The following is a 19,634-nucleotide window of genomic DNA, read 5'->3' as shown; positions in this document are numbered from 1 at the left end:
GTTCGTGTCCTGCCAACTACCTTACGCAAAAAGGGAATTGAGTCAGCATCTCGTCACTGAATGTCACTGCGGCAGATGCCTCATTCACGAACGGCGAACTGTGCCATGATCACGGAGCGGTCCGAGGAAACCGATCCTGCCTGTCACCAACGGCCGCTCATTCCACTGCGACATCAGCGCAACATCAGATGGAATATCCGTATTCCAACGGCATGATGGAGGACGTTGTGACGAGTCGGGATCGTTCCTTGGACATCGCGGTCACTGGGATGGCAGCGCGGTTCCCGGGTCCTCGTGGAATCGACGACTGGTGGGATTCCCAGCTGAACGGAAGTGTCCACAGCAGGAGATATACGCGGGAGGAGTTGCTCGCGGCCGGACTGCCCGCCGCGTTGGCCGCCGACCCGGACTATGTGCCCGTACGCGGTCACCTCGACGACTGGGACCGCTTCGACCACGAGTTCTTCCAGGTCCGCAAGCGCGAGGCCGAGCTGATGGACCCTCAGCACCGCTGGATGTTGGAGGTGGCCTGGAACGCCCTCGAGGACGCGGGGTTTCCACCCCGGGACGGCACGGTGGTGACCAGCGTCTACGCGTCCATGACGGGCAGCGGCTACATGCGCGCGATGGCCCGCGGCGGAATCGTCGACGATCCGGGCCTGCTGGACGAAGTGATCCACGGTACCGAGCCGGACTTCATGGCGAGCCGCGTGGCCTACAAACTGGGGCTGAACGGACCAGCCTTCGCCGTTCAGACGGCCTGTTCCTCTTCGCTGGTCGGCGTACACCTGGCGGTGCAGGCGCTACTGAGCGGCGACTGTGACCAGGCCCTCGTGGTGGCGACCGGGTTCGGCTACCCCCAGGCGGGTCATCTGCACCAGCCTGGCGGCGTGCTGTCCCCTACGGGCGTGTGCCGGCCGTTCGACCAGCACGCGGACGGGGTGGTCGGCGGGTCCGGCGCGGGTGCCGTGGTGCTGCGCCGTCTGTCGGACATCACCGAGGACGACCCCTTGCCGTACGGCGTCATCCTGGGCACCGCGATCAACAACGACGGGAACACGAAGGCCGGTTACTACGCGCCGTCCTCCGCAGGGCAGGGGCGGGTCATCGGCGCGGCGCTGAGCGCGGCCGACGTCGACGGCGGGTCCATCGGCTATCTGGAGGCCCACGGCACCGGTACCCGGATCGGAGACCCCATCGAGTGGTCGGCGGCCAGCGCCGCACTGCGCAGCGCGGGAGCCCGGCAGGGCACTGTGGCGGTGGGCGCCTTGAAGGCCAGTGTCGGCCACCTGGACGCCGCCGCGGGAGTCGCCGCGCTGATCAGGGCCCTGCTCGTGGTGCGCAGCGGTCTGATCCCGCCCGTCGCGGGGTTCACCGCGCGCAATGCTCTGCTGGAGACCGAGGACTGCCCCCTGTTCATACCCACCGAGGCCGTCCCCTGGACCGGGGAGCGTCCGCGACGTGCCGGGGTGAGCGCGTTCGGCATCGGTGGCACCAACGCGCACGTCGTGATCGAGCAGGCGCCGCCGCGCGAGCCGGCCGTGCCCGCCCCCGGGGCACGGGCGCCGCGCGAGCGCCTGGTGCTCCTGTCGGCTGCGGATCCCGAGGCACTCGGCCGCGTGGCCGACGGTCTGGCCGCCCACCTCAGGACCCACGACCCGGATCTCGGCGAAGTCTGCGGCACCCTGGTCAACGGCCGCCCGGCCCTGGGCGAACGCCTCGCCGTCACTGGCCGGACGAGTGCCGAGGTCGCCGAGCGCCTCGCCGGCCGGTCAGGGGTGTCCTGTGGCACAGCACCGGTGACGGGCCCCGCCCCGGTGGTCTTCCTCTTCCCCGGCGGGGGCACTCAACGCCCGGCCATGGCCGAGCCCTTCACCGCTCTCCCCGGATTCCGTCGGGCACTCGACCGGTGCCTCGCGGCTTTCGCCTCCCCGCCGGCGGAGCGGGTCCGGCAGGCGCTGTTCGACCCGGACTTCCCCGCCGACGAGCTGAACCGGCCCGAACTGGCGCAGCCGGCCCTTTTCGCCGTCAGTCACGCGGCGGCGACCGCACTCCTGGACCTGGGGGTCCGGCCGGCCGCGGTGTGCGGACACAGCTCCGGCGAGATCGCCGCAGCCGCCGTCGCCGGAGTCTTCAGCCTGGAGGAGGCCTGCGCGTTCGTGTCCGCACGCGGTCGTGCCATGCAAGGCTGCCCGGAGGGCGCGATGCTGGCCATCGGGGCGGACGTCAAGCAGGCCCTCGCACTCGCCGAGGAATGGGGTCTCGACCTCGACGTGTCCGCGGTCAACGGCCCGGACTCCTGCGTGCTGGGAGGGCTGGTCCAAGACGTGGAGGAATATCTGCGGCGCGTCGGCGACACCTACTTCGTACGGCGCCTGCGCTACACCCACGCGGGCCACTCCCGCCTGATCGAACCCGCGCTGCCCGCACTCACCCGGGCGATGGCGCGGATCGAACTCCGGCCGCCGACCCTTCCGATCGCGCTCAACGTGTCCGGTCGGGTCGTCGCGGCCGGTACCGCCCTTCCGCGCGACGTGTTCGTCACCCAGGTCCGGCAGTCCGTGCTGTTCGGCGCCGCCCTCGACTCGCTGGCCGAACACGTACCGGACGCCCTGGTCGTGGAGATCGGACCGGGGCGTGCCCTCTCACCGATGGCGGAGGCGGCCGGTTTCCCCGTGGTCGCCTTGGACCAGGCCGACGACGCGTCGGGGGCGGCCGTGCTCGGTGGCGTCGGCGCCCTGTGGGCCCTGGGACAGCCGATCGCGGCGGACGGGCTGACTGGCGGTGGCCGCAGGACCAGGCTGCCCGGTTACCCCTTCTCAGGACCGCGTTCGGTGGCGCCGGAAGCGCTCGCCTCGCCCGCGACGGACCCGAGCCGCTCTCCGGTCCCCGCTCCGCCGCCGGAGCAGCGGAGCGAGGAGCCGGAACCCGAAAGCCCGGCCCCGGTCGACGCGACGGAGGGAGTGACACGGATCTGGGCGGAACTGCTCGGCCGTGACGACTTCGGGGCGGACACCGACTTCTTCGCCGAGGGCGGCGACTCCCTGCTGGTCACCCGGCTCATCCGCAGGGTGAACAGCGAGTTCGGCATCCGTGTCCCCGTGCGCGAGATGCTGGCCAGGCGGACACTGAACGGCCATATCGCGATGGTCCGCGGAATTCTGGACGAAGCAGATGAAGCAGATGAAGCATACGAAGTGGACCAACAGGGCGGATAGAGCGGACGCGGGTCGTCCAGCACATGCATGGAGGCGGACCAGGCGGACACACCCGCCGATCGCCCTGAGCGCGCTCCGGGACGATGACGGGCTTGCCGTGCAGGCGGCAGGGGAGCTGGATCAGCGCCTCGGGCACGGGCCCGGCCCCCGGGCCCGTGAGCCTGACAGCGGACTTGGAGGCCGCTGCTCGCTGTCGTGCGCCTTGGCCGCGGATGTGCGCCTGAACGCCTTCGATCGGCCGAGACGGACGACGACCGCCTCTGCGTACTGACTCCCCATCAGGGGCTTTTGCCGCAAGCGAATAGGACTCGCCGGCCGGGGCCTCACGCGAATGTCTCCTTTCGGCTCAGGCGAAGCCGCACGAGACGAACCACGCGCGCCTCGATTGCTGTCGGGGAAAGCCAACTATCCGCTCCTACCTGTTTGTTGCGCGGAGCAATCCGCCCTCCTATGATCACACCACCACGTCGCGGTCACCCGTGACAGCAGAGACCACACTTTCCTTCTCGAATCCGGACCGAGCAATGGGCGAACCCACGCGACGGAGTTCGTCAGCAAAGTGCTGGTGAGGGTGGCTGGAGCGCATACGTCGCGAGCAAGCCCCCAGCGATCCCGCTGATAGCGTTGGGGAGTTTTCTCATGTCGGGCTTGGAACACGTGAAATCCTCTCCGTCCAGACCGAAGGACGGTGGCGCAGGGATACAGGAGTGGATGGCCTCGGCAATCGGCGAACCGCTGCCCACGGGCGCGTTCGTTCCCGCGCACGAAGTGGTGGCCCGCCTGGCTACCGACCATCCCGCGGCGGTCGCCGTGCGCTGCGGTGACATCGCCGTCACCTACGGCGAGTTGATCTCCTGGTCCCGACAAGTGTCCCACCGCCTCGCCGCAGCCGGAGTGGGTGCCGGTGACCGGGTCGCCCTCCTCGCCGAGCCCTCTGCCGCGATGATCGCGTCCGTGCTCGGCGTCCTCGGCGCGGGCGCCGCCTATGTGCCCATCGATCTGGCACAGCCGGATGCCCGTGTCGCCGCAATCCTCCACGACGCGCAGGTGGAGGCCGTCGTGTCGACGGCAGACGCGCAGCATCGTGCGGCCGGTTCCCAGACGCCCGTCGTGACGGTCCCGAGCGTTCCCGGCGAGGAGCCCGACGCCGCGGCCCCCGACTCCTTCGCTGCGGCGGTCGGCCCGGCTGATCCGGCCTACCTCATCTACACCTCGGGCAGTACGGGCGAGCCCAAGGGTGTCATCGTCGAGCATCGCAATCTCGCCGCCTCCACCCGGGCCCGCCTCATGGTCTACCCGGGTAACCCGACCTTCCTCCTGATGTCACCGCTGGCCTTCGACTCGTCGGTCGCCGGAATATGGGGGACGCTCCAGGCGGGCGGCTGCCTCGTCGTGGCATCCCAGGACGAACTGCGCGACGCCGATCAACTGGTCTCCCTCGTCCGCCGCCACCGCGTGAACCGCACCCTGTGCGTGCCCACTCTGTACGAGCTGCTGCTCGACGCTGCCGAACGCGCCGGGACACAGCAACTCGCCTCCCTGCGGCAGGTGATCGTGGCGGGCGAGGCCCTGCCACAGTCACTGGTCGACCGGCACTTCGCGGTCCACTCCTCCGTGGTGGACCTGGTCAACGAGTACGGCCCGACCGAGACGACCGTGTGGGCCACCTTCCACCGCTTCACGGGCGTCGAACCGGTCAGCATCGGCGGCCCGATCCCCGGTGCGCGGCTGTACGTCCTCGATGACGAGCTCCAGCCCGTGCCACCGGGGACGGAGGGCGAGTTGCTCATCGGCGGGGCCGGCGTGACACGTGGCTACTTCGGACGCGCCGAGGCTACGGCAGCGGTCTTCCTCGACGATCCCTTCGCCGCTGAGCCCGGCGCGCGCATGTACCGGACCGGTGACATCGTGCGCCGGAACGCGGACGGCAGGCTGGACTTCATCGGCCGCCAGGACGACCAGATCAAGATCCGCGGCCACCGCGTGGAACTCGGGGCGATCGAGTCGACGCTGCGCCTGCTGGAGGGCGTCCAGGAGGCGGTCGTCCTGCCTGACGCGCGGGGATCGGGCTTGATCGGCTTCGCCGCCTCCTCGCGGGAGGGTGCGGGCCCGGTTGCGCTGCGCCGCGCCCTCGCGGAGAAGCTGCCCCCTGTGATGGTGCCCGGCGAGCTGCGGGTCCTGCCGGAACTGCCGCGCAACCTCAACGGCAAGCTGGACCGCGCGCGGTTGCGGACGCTCGCCGCGGAACCGCCCGCCGCCCGTCCCGCGACCGCGCCCCTTTCCGGCGATCCGCTCACCACCCAGGTGATCGCCGCCTGGTCGGAGGTGCTCGACGTGGCCACGGTGCCCCTGGACGTCAACTTCTTCGATCTCGGCGGCCATTCGCTGGCCATGTTCAAGCTCCAGGACGCGCTGGAGCGGCACTGCGGGCTGCGGCCGACGATTGTCTCCCTGTTCCAGGAAACCACCGTGGCGGCACAGGCCACGCTCATCCGTACCAGTCGCGATCAGGGAGAGGACACGGTGACGTCGAACTCCGCCGAGGCCGCCCGCAGAGCCCGTACGGCCAGACTTCGCCAGCAGCGCGCACGTAGGGGGGCCCACCAGTGACCGCGTACGCCTCGCGCTGGCTGGCGTGCGACACCGCCCGGCCCGGCGCACGCATACGCCTGGTGTGCTTCCCGCACGCCGGGGCGTCGGCCTCCTTCTTCCGTTCCTGGAGCCAGTCACTGACCGAGGTGGAGGTCCACGGCGTCCAGTACCCCGGGCGCGCCAACCGGTTGGACGAGGAACCTCCGCACGACCTCGTCCAGCTCAGCGCCGACATCGCCGACGCACTCGAACCGCTGGCGGATCTCCCACTCGCCTTCTTCGGACACAGCTTGGGCGCTCCCGTGGCGCTGGAGACGGCACGCGCGCTGCAGCACCGGGGCATCTACATCGAGCACCTGTTCGCTTCGGGCTCTTGTGACGCCCCACTGCCCACCGGCTCGGTTCTCGACGAGAACCCCGACCACATACTCAAGGACCTGGTCAGGATGGGCGGCACCGACGCGGAGATGGCGGCGGACCCGATCTTCCAGGAGGTGGTCATGCCGTATCTGATCGCCGACAATCGCATGTTCCACAGCTACAACATGGCGCCCGAGCCGTTGCTCAGGTGTCCGGTCACCACCATCGTCGGTGACCAGGACGATGACGCGGACCGCCGTCCGTGGAGCACGTTGAGCACGGTGCCCATCCAGGAGGTCGGCGTTCCCGGGAACCACATGTACCTCATCGCCGACCCGCCGTTCTCCCTCCTGCGTGAGACCCTCTCCGCCCCGCGACCCGGTTCCGGCTGAACTCCGCGGACCGGGGCCGCCTCTCAATCTCGACCTGCAACCTGTCTTGACGCACGCGCACGTATCGAAATGCGGTCCGGCATCCACCGCCTCGCCGGTGCGGGGCGGCGAGCTCGTGGCAGTCGAAGGGATACTCTCCAGCCCCGAGCAACGGCAGCTTTGAGAGGAACACCAAGCTGAAGCGGCCCCGGCGGGTCGCGGGTCGCAACCGGGTCATCTAGGTCAGGCACCAATCGAGTACGGCCATCGCACTGGCCAGCTTCATCTGCGCCTGCTCCCAGGCCAGCGACCGGGGCCCTTCGAGTACGCCACTCGTGACCTCCTCGCCCCGGCGGGCCGGCAGGTCGTGCATGAAGAAGGCGTCCGGCCACCGCGCCATCAGACGCTCGTCGACGGCGAACGGGGTGAATGCCGTCCGCCAGTCCGGATCGCTCTTGCTGGTCCCGGTGGTCTGCCATTGAGTCGTGTAGACGACGTCCACGTCGCCGTCGATATCGTCGACCCGGTGCACCTCGACGACCTTGCTGCCCCACGTCTTCGCCGTCTGCTGGGCTCGAACGAGGACCGCGGGGTCGAGCCCGTACCCGGCAGGCGTCGCCAGGGTCAGGGCCGCTCCGGGGACCAGTGCAAGGCCTTGTGCAAGGGCTGCGGCCGTGTTGTTCCCCTCGCCGAGATAGGCGAGATGGAGCCCCCGCAGCGAACCGAAGCGATGGGACAGGAGGGCGATGTCCGTGAGCCCCTGGGTGGGGTGCTCCTCGCGCACCATCGCATTGATGACGGGTATCGAGGCTGTGCCGGCGAGCTCGCGCAGATCATTCTCACCAACAGAGCTCCTCACCACCAGGGCGTCGAGCATTCCGCCCAGGATGCGGCCGGTGTCCGAGAGCGTCTCACCCGTGGCGAGTTGCAGATCGTTCGGCCCGAAGGCGATCACGGTACCGCCGAGCCGTACCGCACCGCTGGTGAAAGCCGTCCGGGTACGCGTCGAGGTGTGGCTGAACAGCGTGCCCACCACAAGATCTCGCAGGGGGCGCTCCTCGGGGCGTCTGTCCTCGTACCAGGCGCAGGAGCGACGGATGAGCGTCTGCAACTGTTCAGGCGTCAGGTCGTGCAGGGAGATGAGACTGCGCGGAGGGCGCATCCCGCCGGCCTGAGCGCTCGTCTGGTCTGTCATCGCTTCGCCTCGCGTTTCTTCGATGTCTGGCTCCGGCTGGACAGGTTCACGCGTCTGCCTGTTCTCGATCACCCATGAGATCGACGACGGTTCCCAGACCAGTTGCCTCCGCCCGTGCGGCCACCTCCTGGCAGACGGCCACGTCGAGGATCGCCATGCCGAAGGGGTTGCTCACGACAAGGCCGTTCTGCGGGCGTATCGCTTCCTCGCGACCGAGTAGTACCTCTCCGTACCGCCTTGCCAGGGCATGCCCGTGCGCGGCCGAGGGCTCCGTGTCGGCCACCACGTCGCCGGCCTGCATCACCGATCCGAGGACGCGGCGGGGGTTGTCCCGCACAAGGTCGATGTCGTCGACATAGATCGCCTCAGCGTCCTGGAACACGGCCGGCGTCACGTCATCGAGCGACACGTGTGCGATGAAGGTCCCCGGGGCGAACCAGCCGGGCGGAATGTACGGTTCGGATGACACCGTCAGGGTGACGACCACGTGGCTCGCCTTCACACACGACTCGGCGTCCGGGTGCTCGGTGACTTGCAGATCCGGGCAGTGTGTTGTGACATTCCGGCCAAGCGCGGCCGCCCGGGAGGAGTCGATGTCGTACAGGTGAAGTTCTCGGACTGCCGGGAAATACTGGGCCAGCAGCTTCACGTGCATGGCCGCAATGGTGCCGCATCCTATGATGCTCACCGCGTCGAAGTCCGTGGGGCCGAGCATGCGCAGGCTGGACATCGTGTAAGCGGCAGTGCGCAGAGCGCTGACGTGTCCGGCCTCCACCAGGGTGACCGGGCGGGCGGTCTCCGGATCGAAGAGCACCGTGAAGCCGCCGGCGCGCTCGATGCCCAGTGCGGGATTGGTCACCGAGGCGTTGATCAGCTTGATGCCGTACGCCATGCTCTGACCTTGCTGTACGCATCCGAGCATCGCTACCGAACGAGTGTATGCGCTCGCGGAGTTCTCCCAGGCCATGTAACCCTCGGCGGGCAGGTCGGAGCGACCCAGGGTGTGCTCGCGTACTGCGGACTCGACCACGCCGACGGGATCGACCTCGGCCAGGCAGCGCATCACTGTGGTGCGGTCGAGAATTCTGATTCGGTCTGGCTTCACTTGAGCCCTTCCCCTTTAGTAGTACGTTGCCGCGGTGCGCCAGCGGTGCCTGGCTGTTCGATATCCGCGTTCAGGAAGGTGAGCAGGCCGGCGATTTCGTTGTCGCATTGGCTTTTGGTCGACCCCACGCCCTGTCCGGGCGGAAGCCAGCCGGTTTCGGTGCCCTCCGCCGCGTTGGCGGCCACTCGCGGCAGCCGCAGTTGCCTCGTCCGTGAGGAGATGAGGCTTCTCCTGGCTGCGTTCCGTGCCCAGCTCCATGAATGAGACGGCAGCACGGACGCCGGCCAGCCTGGGTATCGCCTGTGCGGGGTGGGCGGTAGTCATGAACCCGTCCTTGTGCCGACGAGGGACTCGCTGTCCTCGGCCGACGTCCCGGTGAGCAGGCCCTCGGAGGTTGCCATGCCATAGACCAGGTCGATGTACCGGTCTCCCCGGTCGGGGAAGAGGGTGACGACGGAGGATGCGGGGCATATGGAAGGGGCGATTTTCCGGATGGCTGCGATGACCGATCCGGAGGACCCGCCGGCGAAAATCGCCTCTTTGGACAACAGGTCATGACAGGCCTCGATCGATTCCTCGTCCGTCACTTCGACGACACGATCGACGAGGCTCTCGTCGAGCAGCTCCGGAACCCGGCTCGAGCCGATCCCGGGAAGTCGGCGCGGTCCGGGAGGATTGCCGAACACCACCGATCCGACGGCGTCCACGGCGATCACCTGGAGCCCGTCGGAATACTCCTTCAGCCGGTGCGCCAGGCCGTTCAACGTGCCAGTCGTGCTCACCGCAACGACCAGATAGTCAGGGTGGCTCGGCAGGTCCTTGGCAATTTCCTCTGCGGTACTCCGATAATGTGCTTCAGGTCCAAGGGAGTTGGCGTACTGGTTGATCCAGACTGCAGTGGGATCGGCAGCCAGTATGGCATTCACCCGCGCGATACGCGCGGGAAGGTAGCTGCCTCCGGTTGCCGCACCGTCAACCATCTCGACCCGCGCACCGTAGCTTTTCAGGATCGCATGGTTGCTGGATGTGATGTGTGGATCGACCACCAGTGTGAGATGCAGGCCATGGATCCGGGACATCATGGCCAGCGCGACACCGAAATTTCCGGAAGTGCTCTCGACGATGTGTGTCCCGGGACGAAACAGGCCCTCACGCATGCCGGTCTCGATGATGTGCCGTGCGGTACGGTCCTTGACACTTCCTGCAGGATTGAGCATTTCGAGTTTGGCGAATACCTGCGGTCCCGTCGGGAAGAGGCGTCTTAAGTGGACCATCGGGGTGCTGCCGATGCAGTCCACGATAGAGTCATGCAGCAAGAATCCCCCTTGGATAACTGCGTGCCCGTCCGATTCTTCGGCAGTTTCCCATTCGCCCCGAGTCAGGCGTACTTGACCTCCACCTGGGAAAGGTATTCCTCTGCGACGGCCAATGAGGTATCGAATTCGTCGGCCCAGGAGATGGCATGGCCGAGGCGGTCGCCGTTGTCGACCACACCATTGATCTGCATGGGTCCTGAGGTGAAGGTGCTGCGGACGATTCCCGCAGGCAGCTCGGACGGGGGCGTCACGGACGTGATCAGTCCGGTGCGCCGGGGCGTCAGATAGAGACTTGCCGCGTAGCCGCCGCGGGTGTCGCCTGTCGATTCGCCAGGGGGAAGGCCCAGATGCAGACGCGTATACAAGTCGACGGAATCATGCCCGAGGGTGAGCCGCATCAGCTCACGGATTTGGTCGCCGCCCAGCCGCGGATTGATCTCGATCAACGCCGGCACACCATCGACGATCTTGAACTCGACATGGGCGGCTCCCCGGCGGTGACCCACCGCAGCGAGCCAGTCGACGACCACCCGGACTATGCGAGCGTCCTCCTCGGCATCCCCGAAATGATACGGAAACATGGCCCCGAGCTCGACCCGGAAGGGAAGCTCGGCCATCAACTTCTTGGTGAATCCAAGGAACCGCCAGCTGTCGGTGCGGTCGTCCCACATCAGCTCGGCTGTGAACTCTGGTCCGTCGATGAACTCTTCCACCAGGGCGAATGGTGCGCGGCGGTAGCCGCGGGGGTTGACCGGGTGGGCGGCGATGGTATGCACAGCCGCGCGGTACTCGTCGTCGGACGAACAGACCCGGACTCCGGTACTGCTGCTGTCGTCCAAGGGTTTCACCACACACGGGTATCCGAGTGGAGATGTGTCGCCCGGTTCGTTCAGCGGCACGCGTGCGGCCGCCACGGAGCGTCCGATGCCGTTCGTCAAGTTCCGGGAACGGTCCTTGAAGTGGCAGTTGAGCAAGCCGTCCACCGGGGCGTGCGGCAGGCCGAGCCGCTCCGCGATCACGGCTGCCTGCACCAACCGGTAGTCGTCGAACGCGATCACGGCGTCCGGCGCGTGGTCGGTGAAGAAATGCATCAGTTTCACCAGGTCATAGGTGTCGACCACGCTGTGGGAATCGGCAATGCTGACCGGGTTCGGAGAGAAATTCTGGTACTCCGATGGATCGCGGGCGACGAAATGAGCTTGATAACCTTTTTCCTTGGCGAGCCGCATACCTTCGAGGCCGTAGTCCAACATGTTGCTCTCGATAAAAAAGGCGGTCTTCACTCAGGGTCTCCAATTTTGGATATTGCGCTCGAAAATCAGATGAATTGCTTACTGGTAGCCCAAGCGTGGGGCGGCACCCACGGAGTATTCACCAAGAAAACGATCTTGAAGGCAATTGCTGACGCTGAGGAGATCTGAAGGCCCTTGCCAAGGCGAAGAGAGTCCCCTGTTCTTCACGCCTGTCGCGGCCTGGTGAAATGTAATCTAACACCGTGATCACGCCTACGACATATGCCCTCATGTGATGAACATCACACGCATGGCGAATAGCTTTCAAGGCTGTTCGCAATGCATGCCCAACACTTTCCACTGCTGGGCATGGGGGTGATTGTGGCGAATGTGCGGTTTCGTGTCTGCTTCCCTCTTTCGTCACCACCGTGGAGATGCAGTATATAGGGTGATCTGCCGCCCATATTCATATTGATCCTGGCTTCCATTTTATGTTCGGCAAAAGCGTTCAGTAATGCAGGCAGGGTGATTGCAGAGTTCGCTGATCGTGCGTTGGCTAAACGCTTGATCAGCAGGTCTCGAAGTACCGGACAGGGGCAGGTCCCTGCATTCAGGCGGGTTGGTCCGGTTCACTGAGCCCTTTCCAACCTGCGGACGAGCAGTGTCGGTTGATGAGTGCCCCGGTCGCGCGACGTGGTGAAGCTCCTGGTAAACGAGTTCGCGACCAAGATCACTCGCTGTACCAGGAGCTTCGTCGTGCTTGTCTACCCATCCGGGATCGATCTGTCCAGCTCAGCCCTGCGACACCTGGCCGGTCTGCTGGCCGTCCGCCGCGTGGAGGTAGGGACCCGGTGGCGCAGGCTCCCGGTCGGCCGGCAGGCGCTGCTGGTCCTGGCCCGCCTGCGGTGCGGTCACACCTACACGCAGCTCCCGGCGGGCTTCGGGGTTGGCACCACCACCGTCTACCGTTACATCGTCGAACCCGTTGAGATCCTGGCCGCCCTCGCCCCGGATCTCACGGCGGTATCCCACGCGGCGAAGCGCAAGGCGTTCGTCATCCTGGACGGGACGCTCCTACTCATCGACCGAATCGCCGCCGACCGGCTGTACTACTCCGGCAAGCACCACCGTCACGGCATGAACGTGCAGGTCATCGCTGATCCCCTGGGCCGACTGCTGTGGGCCTCACCCGCACTGCCCGGCGCGGTCCACGACATCAAAGCCGCCCGCACCCACGGCATCATCGATGCCCTGACCGCCGAGGACATCCCCTGCTGGGCGGACAAGGCATATCAGGGCGCCGGCGGGACGATCCGCGTCCCCTGCCGAGGCCGGTGGGAGACGCTTTCCACCGGCCAGCAAGCCCACAACCGCTCCCACGCACGGATACGAGCACTCGGCGAACAGGCCGTCGCCACCCTGAAGTCCTGGCGGCTGCTGCGGAAGCTGCGGTGCAGCACCACCCGAATCACCGACCTGGTCAAAGCCATCCTCACCCTCCACCTGGCAGCTTCAAGCTGAGGTTGGCAAGGGGCTCAGTGACGTGCTGTCGGTGGCTGCTTCTACTGTTGCCTCATGGGGAACTATTTTCAGACCGTCGTCGACCTCGACGCCACGCATGCGGACGCCCGCACCCTGGCAGACAGCGGACTCGACTGGCTGGTCAGGGAGGGGATCGTTCGGGCCGAGCTCACCGACTGTGTTCTCGGGGCGCCGTCGGGGCATCCGCCCGGTCCCTCCTGGGCCAAGGCGGTCGGTCAGGAGGACTGGGAGCCCAGCGACGGACTCAGGATCGAGACCAGCCGCACCGTATTCAACTGCGGTCAGGGCGAACCCATGTTCGCGGTGTGCCCCCATTGTGCCGGGCGGGCGGATTTCTACACCGACCGGCTGGAGGAGATCGAGGGTGCGTGGGAACCCTTTGGTGAGGCCATCAGCGACTGGAGCGACACAGGCAGCGCGGCAGTCGCCTGCCCGCATTGTCGGCGCCCTGGTGACCTGACTGCGTGGACCTGGTCGGATGACTACTTCGCCTTCGGGTATCTCGGTTTCGAGTTCTGGGACTGGCCCGACTTCGGCCCCGGGTTCATCGAAGGTCTCTCCCGCGCACTCGGGGGGCATCGCACGGTTCTCATGGAAGGCAAACTCTGAGGGAGCCGGAGTTCGTACGTCCTCCCTCCCCCCCGGCTCAGCCCGGGGGGTGCTCGGAGCATGGCGAAAAGGCCGCTGATGCGTTGGCGGGCGAGGCGGAGGAGGGCCTGGGTGTGGGTTTTAGGCGGGCGCGTTGCTTGTCGCAGTAGGCGCGGGAGGCCGGATTGGTGTTCGTACAGGCGAAGATGGAAAGGAACATCGCCTGTTTGAGCTGCCGGTTGCAGCCTCGGGGTGCGTGTTCGCCGTGGATGGAGGTCCCGGCGACCTCTTGGTCGGGGTGAGGCCAGCGTAGGAGGCGAGTTGGGCGGCGGTGGGGAGGCTGGTCACCGTCGCCGACGGTGACCAGCGGAACGCGGCATCGCCGCGACCCCGATGTTCCCCGCTGGAGCTCTGCGTCGGCGCCCCGGGTCGGCATGAACGCCCGTGAGGTGGTCATGCGCTTCCACGGCAGGCACACCACCCCAAGTCGCACACCCAGGATCCGCAACTTCTGTCCGTCATGCGGGAGATGGAGAACCGAGGGATCGAGAAGCTCGAGCGGATCTCCTGCTCGCGGTTCCGCTCCATTTCCGACGTTGCTCCGGCGGCCACGCTCCACCGCCACTGGGCAATCGCGACCGGCCGTGGGGTCCCGGCCGGCTACCGCTCCCGCTACGGGCAACTGGGCACACCGGAAATGCGGCGGCGCCTCGTCCCGCCTCGCGGCCGGTGGTGACATCGCCTTCTTATGCCTCAACGATGTGGACACCGACCCGGCGCCCAGGACGGCGGCCCAAGACGTCGTTCGCGCCTTCCTGGAGCGGAAGTACCCGTTCCCGAGCCGATTCGAAGGGATGGGCCTGACCGCCCCGCGCCTGGCCGCGCCGCGTTCGCCGCGGATGCGGAGGCATTCGCGAGACTCTGGGCGGGCGGGCGTCGGGGCCCGGCTCTCAGGCCGTGCGGACCTCCGGCCCGTCCTCGTCCGGAACCGCCGCGGTCGGCGTGCGCTCCTCCGGCAGTCGCCGCATGACGACGCCGAACCCGATTCCCACCAGGGTCCCCACGACCGCGCACAAACCCCACAGCCACTCCGGGCCGAAGCGGTCGATGACGGTGCCGGACATGAGCGGGGCGATCAGGATGGCGGCCGACCATGCCAGCGTGCTCATGCCTTGGTAGCGTCCGCGCCCCTGAGCGGGTGAGAGCCGGACGACGAGCCCGGCCTGCGTCGGCGTATAGCAGATCTCGGCGAGCGTCCACACGCACACGGTGAGCGCGTAGACGCCGACCGACCCGGCGAAGGCGGTAAGTCCGAGGCCGTACCCCGCGAGGAGCGAGGAGACGATCATCAACGCGCGCGGATCGCGGTGTTCGATGAAGCGCGTGAGCGGGATCTGCAGGATGACGATCAGGAAGCCGTTGACGGCGATGGCCAGGCCGTAGTCGGCGGGCGTGAACCCGGCGCGGCCCATGGCGACCGGGAGTCCGACGTTGCCTTGCTGGAAGAGGACGGCGACGAGGCAGGACAGTCCGACGACGGCCATGAACCGCCCGTCCCGCAGCACGGTCCCCAGGCTGACACCGTCCTCTGTCTGTTCGGCCTTGGACATGGGCCGGGACTCGGGCACCTTGACGAAGACGATGACCGCGCACGCCAGCGTCATCCCCGCCTCGAGGAGGAACCCGGCGAGAAAGCTGGACTCGGCGATGAACCCGGCGGCCATGGAGGCGATGGCGAAGCCGAGGTTGACGGCCCAGTAGTGCAGCGAGAAGGCCCGTACCCGGTCCTGAGGCCTGACAATGTCGGCCGTCATCGCCTGCATGGCGGGCCGGGAGGCGTTGGAAGCCATGCCGACGAGGAAGGCGACGACGGCGATGGCCACGGGACCGCGCATGAAGCCGAGCAGCGCGATGGAGCCGGCGGTGGCGGACTGGGCGATGAGAAGGGTCGGCCGTCTCCCGAGCCGGTCGGCCATCACCCCGCTCCCCAGCGCGGATACGACCCCGCCGAGCCCGTGCAGGGAGATGACGAGACCGGCGTACGAGGCCGAGTACCCGCGGTCGAGCGTGAGGTAGAGGGCCATGAACGTGGGGACGAAGGCGCCGAGCCGGTTCACGAGGGTGCTGATCCACAGCCACCAGAACTCCCGGGGCAGATCGGAGATGGTCTCCTGGACGGCGCGTTTCAGGGCGGCGAGTGGCATGAGCACTCCACGATAAGGCGGGTGCGTAAGTGGCTCAAGCGGTGAGTGCAACTGCGGGCATCCTGTCCGTGGAGGCCACTCAGCAACGGATGCCGTCAACCCGCTCACCCCCTGTGGTGGCCACGGGGAAAGCGGTCGGCAGCCTCACCGTGCCGGGCCGCCCGGGCGAGGGGAGCGTGCTGGCCACCGAAAGGGCGGGCAGGACATTCACGGGTACGACGACACTGTCCCCGTCGCGGGATGTCAGGCGACCTGGAGGCACCCGCCCTGTACGCGGGCCGGCCCGCGGGGCTCGTCGCCAACGCCGCACCGGCCGCCGACGTCATCACGGCGATCCTTGCCCGGGCCCGGCGGGCATTTCCCGACCCGGCCCAAGTCCCCGCTGCCCGCCTCCTCCGGCGACGTCGCGCGGGCCGGTCCGTACGCGAACCACGAGGATGACCAGGCCTGGGAGAGAAGCATTTTCCCCAACTGCATGCCGGGAAGTACCAACGGAACGCTGTGAAGCCCACGGTCGTCGTGGATTCCGCCGGGGGCAGCAGTTGTTCCGCGGCTCAGCCGAGCCGGCCATTCGGGCACAAGCCAGCGGTCCTCAGCAGCCGACTCCGTGTCCCGGATGGTGGCTTTCTCTCGTACAGGCCATAGCGGGGGGATGAGGGCCGGGAGTCAGGACTGCGCAGACGCTGTGGATGGTGCGGCGGCGAGCGGCGTGGCGGCCTCCCAGGCGAAGCCGTCCGGGTCGGTGAAGGGGCCGGCTGTGCCGCCGAGGGCGACGCGGTGTGATCCGGTGCCGTCGGCGGGGACGCCGAGGTCCTTGGCCAGGCCGCGCCGCTTGTACAGCGCCAGTTTGAGGGAACTGGACTCGTGGGAGGTGAACTCGGCGTACTTGCCACCGAAACTCCTGGCCACGGTCAGGCCCCGGTCGACGTAGAACTGCTTGCTGGCCTTCACGTCTTCGACTCCGAGCAGGAGGACGAACTCGTCGATCTCACGGGTGGCCGGACCGGTGTCCTTCTTCGCCGAGGTCGCGACTTTCCAGATCGCCCCGTCCGGCGCCTGGACGACGCCGCCGTAGCCCCACAGCGACTTCGCGGCGGGCTTCAGAACGGTGGCACCAGCGCCCACGGCGGCGGCGAGGAAGTTGTCGACGGTGGCCGGCTGGGAGACCGTGAGTGCCAGGGTGAAGCCCCGGAACCCGGTGGAGGGCGCCTCGGACTCCCGCAGGCGTATGTATGTGTCCACTCCGAAGGCGGCGTAGAAGCGGTGGGCGGCCTCCATATCGGCCACCTCAAGGGTGACGGAGGTGATGGAGGTGCTGGATGCGGCGGATGCGGTGTTTGCCATGGCCATTACGCTAGAGACTGCCCGGTGGCCGGGGCTTCTCGATTCCTGACCGGTCTTGTCACCTGTTTCGCCACGCACGCCGGCATCCCCTCCACCGCGACCACAGGCCCGGCACCACCGGCTTCACGTGTGGCACCGGCACCGTCGACCGCCGCGTCCGCCGCGCGGCGCCGGAAGACCCCGGGCGAGACGCCGACCAGCTCGGTGAAGCGGGTGGTGAACGTGCCCAGCGACGCGCAGCCGACTGCGAAGCAGACCTCGGTGACGCTGAGATCACCACGCCGCAGCAGCGCCGCGGCGCGTTCGATGCGACGCGTCATGAGGTACGCGTACGGTGACTCGCCATAGGCGGCCCGGAACTGCCGGCTGAGGTGCCCGGCGGACATGTTCACACCGCGGGCGAGCGCCTCCACGTTCAACGGCTGCGCGTACTCCTTGTCGATCCGGTCGCGGACGCGGCGCAGCCGCGCGAGATCGGTCAGGCGCTGCGCCTCGACGCGTGCGCGCCGCCATTCGGGCTGGCACATGGCTATCTCCACCCTCGACGATGTTGTCTTCTCTTCCATGGACGCCCATGAGCGACCGGCCGGTCGGGCCGACCAGCCGCGTGAGCAATTGCCGGGCAGCAGCGCATTCCACTGCACGCCCTCTCCAGTTGCGCGAAGCCACGGATGCAGGCGCGAGGGCGAGCCCGCAGGGGGGCCGCCTGTGGGGCAGTGCGCCGCGTGGTGTGCAGGTGGCCGCGTGCTGCCGTGCGAGCCCACACCGCGTCCACCTGCACGGTTCAGCGAAGCTCTTGGATGCGGACCAGGTTGCCCGCGGGGTCGCGGAACGCGCAGTCACGGATGCCGTACGGCTGCTCGGTCGGCTCCTGGACGACCTCGGTGTCACCGGCCTGCACCTTCTCGAAGGTGGCGTCGAGGTCCGGGGTGGCCAGCAGGATCCAGCCGTAGGTGCCCTTGGCCATCATCTCGGTGATGGTACGGCGCTCGTCCTCGGTGATGCCGGGGTCGGCAGCCGGCGGGGCCAGGAGAATGGAGGTGTCGGGCTGACCGGCCGGGCCGACCGTGATCCAGCGTGTTCTGCCCTGCCCGACGTCGCTGCGGACCTCGAAACCGAGGATGTCGCGGTAGAAGGCGAGCGACGCGTCAGGGTCGTCGTGCGGCAGGGAACTCGTATGAATGGTGATATCCATGGCGAGCAGGCTAGAACGGACTCTGCGTCCGGTGCTTCTCGGTTCCTGCTCGATCCGGCAACGCTCGGATCTTCGCGTGCGCTGGCGCAGGAAGATGGGGCCTGGAACCAGGGGCCAGGCCGCCGACCACCAGCACCGCGGCTCCAAGGCAGCGGGCCGGCCGCGCTCGACCGCCTCAGCTTGTCATTCAACGAAGCGGGGCCCTGGGCTGCCGCCCCGACGGTGCAGGAGCCGTGGAAGCGGCCGCCGCGTACCGCTTCCGTCCGTGCCCTGCCGTGCCTTCATGATGGGCGATTGCGCTGGTCGTCGAGCCGGGCACCTGCGCCTCGTACACCCGGGCCAGCATCGTGCCGAAAAGCGCCGTGCCCAGGGCGCTGCTCAGTGTCTGGAAGAACCGGGTGGAGGTGGTGGCCACGCCCAGGTGGTGCGTGGGGGCGGTCTCCTGGCCGAGGAGTTGCGCCGACCGGGGGAGTCCGCCGTGGCGGCCGTACACCGGCAGTTCCTCGAGCAGCTGGCAGCCCGGGACGCGTCGATCGGAATGAGCCCCGACCCGCTGAACGTGCGTGTACGCGAACTGATTCTGGCGACACCGGCGCTGCTGACTCGAACGTACGCCTGGAGCACCCGGGGCACGCAACTGCTCGCGCACGAGCTCATAGCCGAGGCGGACGGGGAGCGAAGCAGTCCGGACGAGGCGGTCGCGCGCTGCGCGGCCATGCAGATCGCCGCGGCCCGCACCTCCCTCCACGACGAGATCCACAGGCGCCGGATCAAGGGCGAGGGCGTCGACGAGATCTACCCGACCATGGTCACCCTCGCTCAGAAGGTCTTCGGGCTGGTGGAGAACGGGCTGGGCGAGTACGCGGTCCGTCGATAGCGGCCGAAGAGCCGGGCCGCGACGCGCCGGCGATCGGAGCGCCACGACCCTCGTTAGCCGACAACGTCGTAAGCGGTCGCTGTCGGTCGAAGGCGCCGGTCTCCCGACCGGGTGCGCGCCCGCCGGTGGGTGTCGAGCGAACCCCTGGCACACGCGGGGCTTGAAGTCGCCGGCGATCGTCACGGACCGGCGCGCGGTGGTGCAGACCGCGTGGAGGCCATCCAGCGCGCTCAGGTCCGCGCGAGAAAAGAAGCGCGATCGCCGAAGCTCTGTCGTGTCATGAGGTTCGAGAATCGGTGCCCGGACATGCGATGGCTGAACGCGTCGCGGAACCGGGCCTCGTCCCCGCCACGATCCCGACAGCTTCGGCATGGGCTGGGGGCGGGCATCGACTCCGTGCCCTCGACGTGGGTTCGCAACTCGACCGCTGCCTGTGTGGCGGTCGAGGTGGTCACGACGCGGACGACTCGGCAGGAGGCCGTCTGTGGACGACGT

16 protein-coding genes and 2 pseudogenes are annotated in these 19,634 nt (G+C 67.8%); 7 read left to right on the top strand and 11 right to left on the bottom strand.

Annotation, left to right across the window (positions count from 1 at the left end; translation table 11 throughout):
* The first annotated feature begins 188 nt into the window (after positions 1-188).
* From KBY19_RS06690 to KBY19_RS06680, 3 genes are all read left to right on the top strand, one after another.
* A complete protein-coding gene (locus tag KBY19_RS06690; RefSeq protein WP_307843451.1) occupies positions 189-3,218 on the top strand; it encodes a beta-ketoacyl synthase N-terminal-like domain-containing protein in 3,030 nt (1,009 codons plus the stop codon).
* Between the two features lie 711 nt (positions 3,219-3,929).
* On the top strand, positions 3,930-5,828 hold the full coding sequence (locus KBY19_RS06685; protein WP_247690683.1) for a non-ribosomal peptide synthetase: 1,899 nt from the start codon (positions 3,930-3,932) through the stop codon (positions 5,826-5,828).
* On the top strand, positions 5,825-6,562 hold the full coding sequence (locus tag KBY19_RS06680; protein ID WP_099886183.1) for a thioesterase II family protein: 738 nt from the start codon (positions 5,825-5,827) through the stop codon (positions 6,560-6,562). The genes KBY19_RS06685 and KBY19_RS06680 overlap by 4 nt, the downstream gene beginning before the upstream one ends.
* Before the next feature lie 217 nt (positions 6,563-6,779).
* On the opposite strand, the gene KBY19_RS06675 is transcribed toward KBY19_RS06680, so the two are convergent.
* The 5 genes from KBY19_RS06675 to KBY19_RS06655 all read right to left on the bottom strand — a co-directional run bounded on the left by KBY19_RS06675 (position 6,780) and on the right by KBY19_RS06655 (position 11,440).
* Positions 6,780-7,736: an ornithine carbamoyltransferase gene (locus KBY19_RS06675; RefSeq protein ID WP_247690682.1), complete on the bottom strand. Its 957-nt coding sequence runs from the start codon at positions 7,734-7,736 to the stop codon at positions 6,780-6,782.
* Positions 7,737-7,782: 46 nt separating this feature from the next.
* Positions 7,783-8,841 (bottom strand): ornithine cyclodeaminase family protein, encoded by a 1,059-nt coding sequence (locus KBY19_RS06670; RefSeq protein ID WP_143674960.1) that lies wholly within the window; start codon positions 8,839-8,841, stop codon positions 7,783-7,785.
* Positions 8,838-9,026 (bottom strand): hypothetical protein, encoded by a 189-nt coding sequence (locus KBY19_RS06665; RefSeq protein ID WP_143674961.1) that lies wholly within the window; start codon positions 9,024-9,026, stop codon positions 8,838-8,840. The genes KBY19_RS06670 and KBY19_RS06665 overlap by 4 nt, the downstream gene beginning before the upstream one ends.
* Positions 9,027-9,161: 135 nt before the next feature.
* Positions 9,162-10,157, bottom strand: coding sequence for a 2,3-diaminopropionate biosynthesis protein SbnA (sbnA, locus tag KBY19_RS06660; protein ID WP_247690681.1), 996 nt, complete (start codon positions 10,155-10,157; stop codon positions 9,162-9,164).
* 62 nt (positions 10,158-10,219) lie between these two features.
* A complete protein-coding gene (locus tag KBY19_RS06655; protein ID WP_143674962.1) occupies positions 10,220-11,440 on the bottom strand; it encodes an ATP-grasp domain-containing protein in 1,221 nt (406 codons plus the stop codon).
* Positions 11,441-12,145: 705 nt separating this feature from the next.
* Between KBY19_RS06655 and KBY19_RS06650 the strand changes: the two genes are divergently transcribed.
* Both KBY19_RS06650 and KBY19_RS06645 read left to right on the top strand, forming a co-directional pair.
* Positions 12,146-12,910, top strand: coding sequence for a transposase family protein (locus tag KBY19_RS06650; protein WP_210956882.1), 765 nt, complete (start codon positions 12,146-12,148; stop codon positions 12,908-12,910).
* Positions 12,911-12,964: 54 nt separating this feature from the next.
* A complete protein-coding gene (locus KBY19_RS06645) occupies positions 12,965-13,540 on the top strand; it encodes a hypothetical protein (protein WP_210956883.1) in 576 nt (191 codons plus the stop codon).
* A 53-nt stretch (positions 13,541-13,593) separates the two neighbouring features.
* Here KBY19_RS06645 and KBY19_RS06640 read toward each other — a convergent pair.
* A pseudogene (locus KBY19_RS06640) lies at positions 13,594-13,892 on the bottom strand (transposase); the annotation flags it as partial.
* A gap of 61 nt (positions 13,893-13,953) precedes the next feature.
* On the opposite strand from KBY19_RS06640, the pseudogene KBY19_RS06635 reads away from it, so the two are divergent.
* A pseudogene (locus KBY19_RS06635) lies at positions 13,954-14,358 on the top strand (hypothetical protein); the annotation flags it as partial.
* Positions 14,359-14,469: 111 nt separating this feature from the next.
* Here the strand turns inward: KBY19_RS06635 and KBY19_RS06630 are convergent.
* The 5 genes from KBY19_RS06630 to KBY19_RS37470 all read right to left on the bottom strand — a co-directional run bounded on the left by KBY19_RS06630 (position 14,470) and on the right by KBY19_RS37470 (position 18,755).
* Positions 14,470-15,723, bottom strand: coding sequence for an MFS transporter (locus KBY19_RS06630; RefSeq protein WP_210965369.1), 1,254 nt, complete (start codon positions 15,721-15,723; stop codon positions 14,470-14,472).
* A gap of 666 nt (positions 15,724-16,389) precedes the next feature.
* Positions 16,390-17,067, bottom strand: coding sequence for a glyoxalase (locus tag KBY19_RS06625; RefSeq protein ID WP_185019251.1), 678 nt, complete (start codon positions 17,065-17,067; stop codon positions 16,390-16,392).
* 5 nt (positions 17,068-17,072) lie between these two features.
* A complete protein-coding gene (locus tag KBY19_RS06620) occupies positions 17,073-17,594 on the bottom strand; it encodes a helix-turn-helix transcriptional regulator (RefSeq protein WP_210965368.1) in 522 nt (173 codons plus the stop codon).
* Positions 17,595-17,851: 257 nt separating this feature from the next.
* Positions 17,852-18,262: a VOC family protein gene (locus KBY19_RS06615; RefSeq protein ID WP_185019252.1), complete on the bottom strand. Its 411-nt coding sequence runs from the start codon at positions 18,260-18,262 to the stop codon at positions 17,852-17,854.
* Positions 18,263-18,449: 187 nt separating this feature from the next.
* The gene (locus KBY19_RS37470) at positions 18,450-18,755 is read right to left on the bottom strand and encodes a hypothetical protein (RefSeq protein ID WP_210965409.1); all 306 of its coding nucleotides are present in this window, start codon (positions 18,753-18,755) and stop codon (positions 18,450-18,452) included.
* Between KBY19_RS37470 and KBY19_RS06605 the strand changes: the two genes are divergently transcribed.
* Positions 18,741-19,139 (top strand): hypothetical protein, encoded by a 399-nt coding sequence (locus KBY19_RS06605; RefSeq protein ID WP_210965367.1) that lies wholly within the window; start codon positions 18,741-18,743, stop codon positions 19,137-19,139. The two genes, KBY19_RS37470 and KBY19_RS06605, sit on opposite strands and share 15 nt — an antisense overlap.
* Positions 19,140-19,634: the final 495 nt, after the last annotated feature.

Origin of the sequence: Streptomyces sp. B15 (genome assembly GCF_018070605.1) — a bacterium.
GTDB classification, from domain to species: Bacteria; Actinomycetota; Actinomycetes; order Streptomycetales; family Streptomycetaceae; genus Streptomyces; species Streptomyces smyrnaeus.
This window is presented reverse-complemented; position numbering and strand designations above follow the sequence as displayed.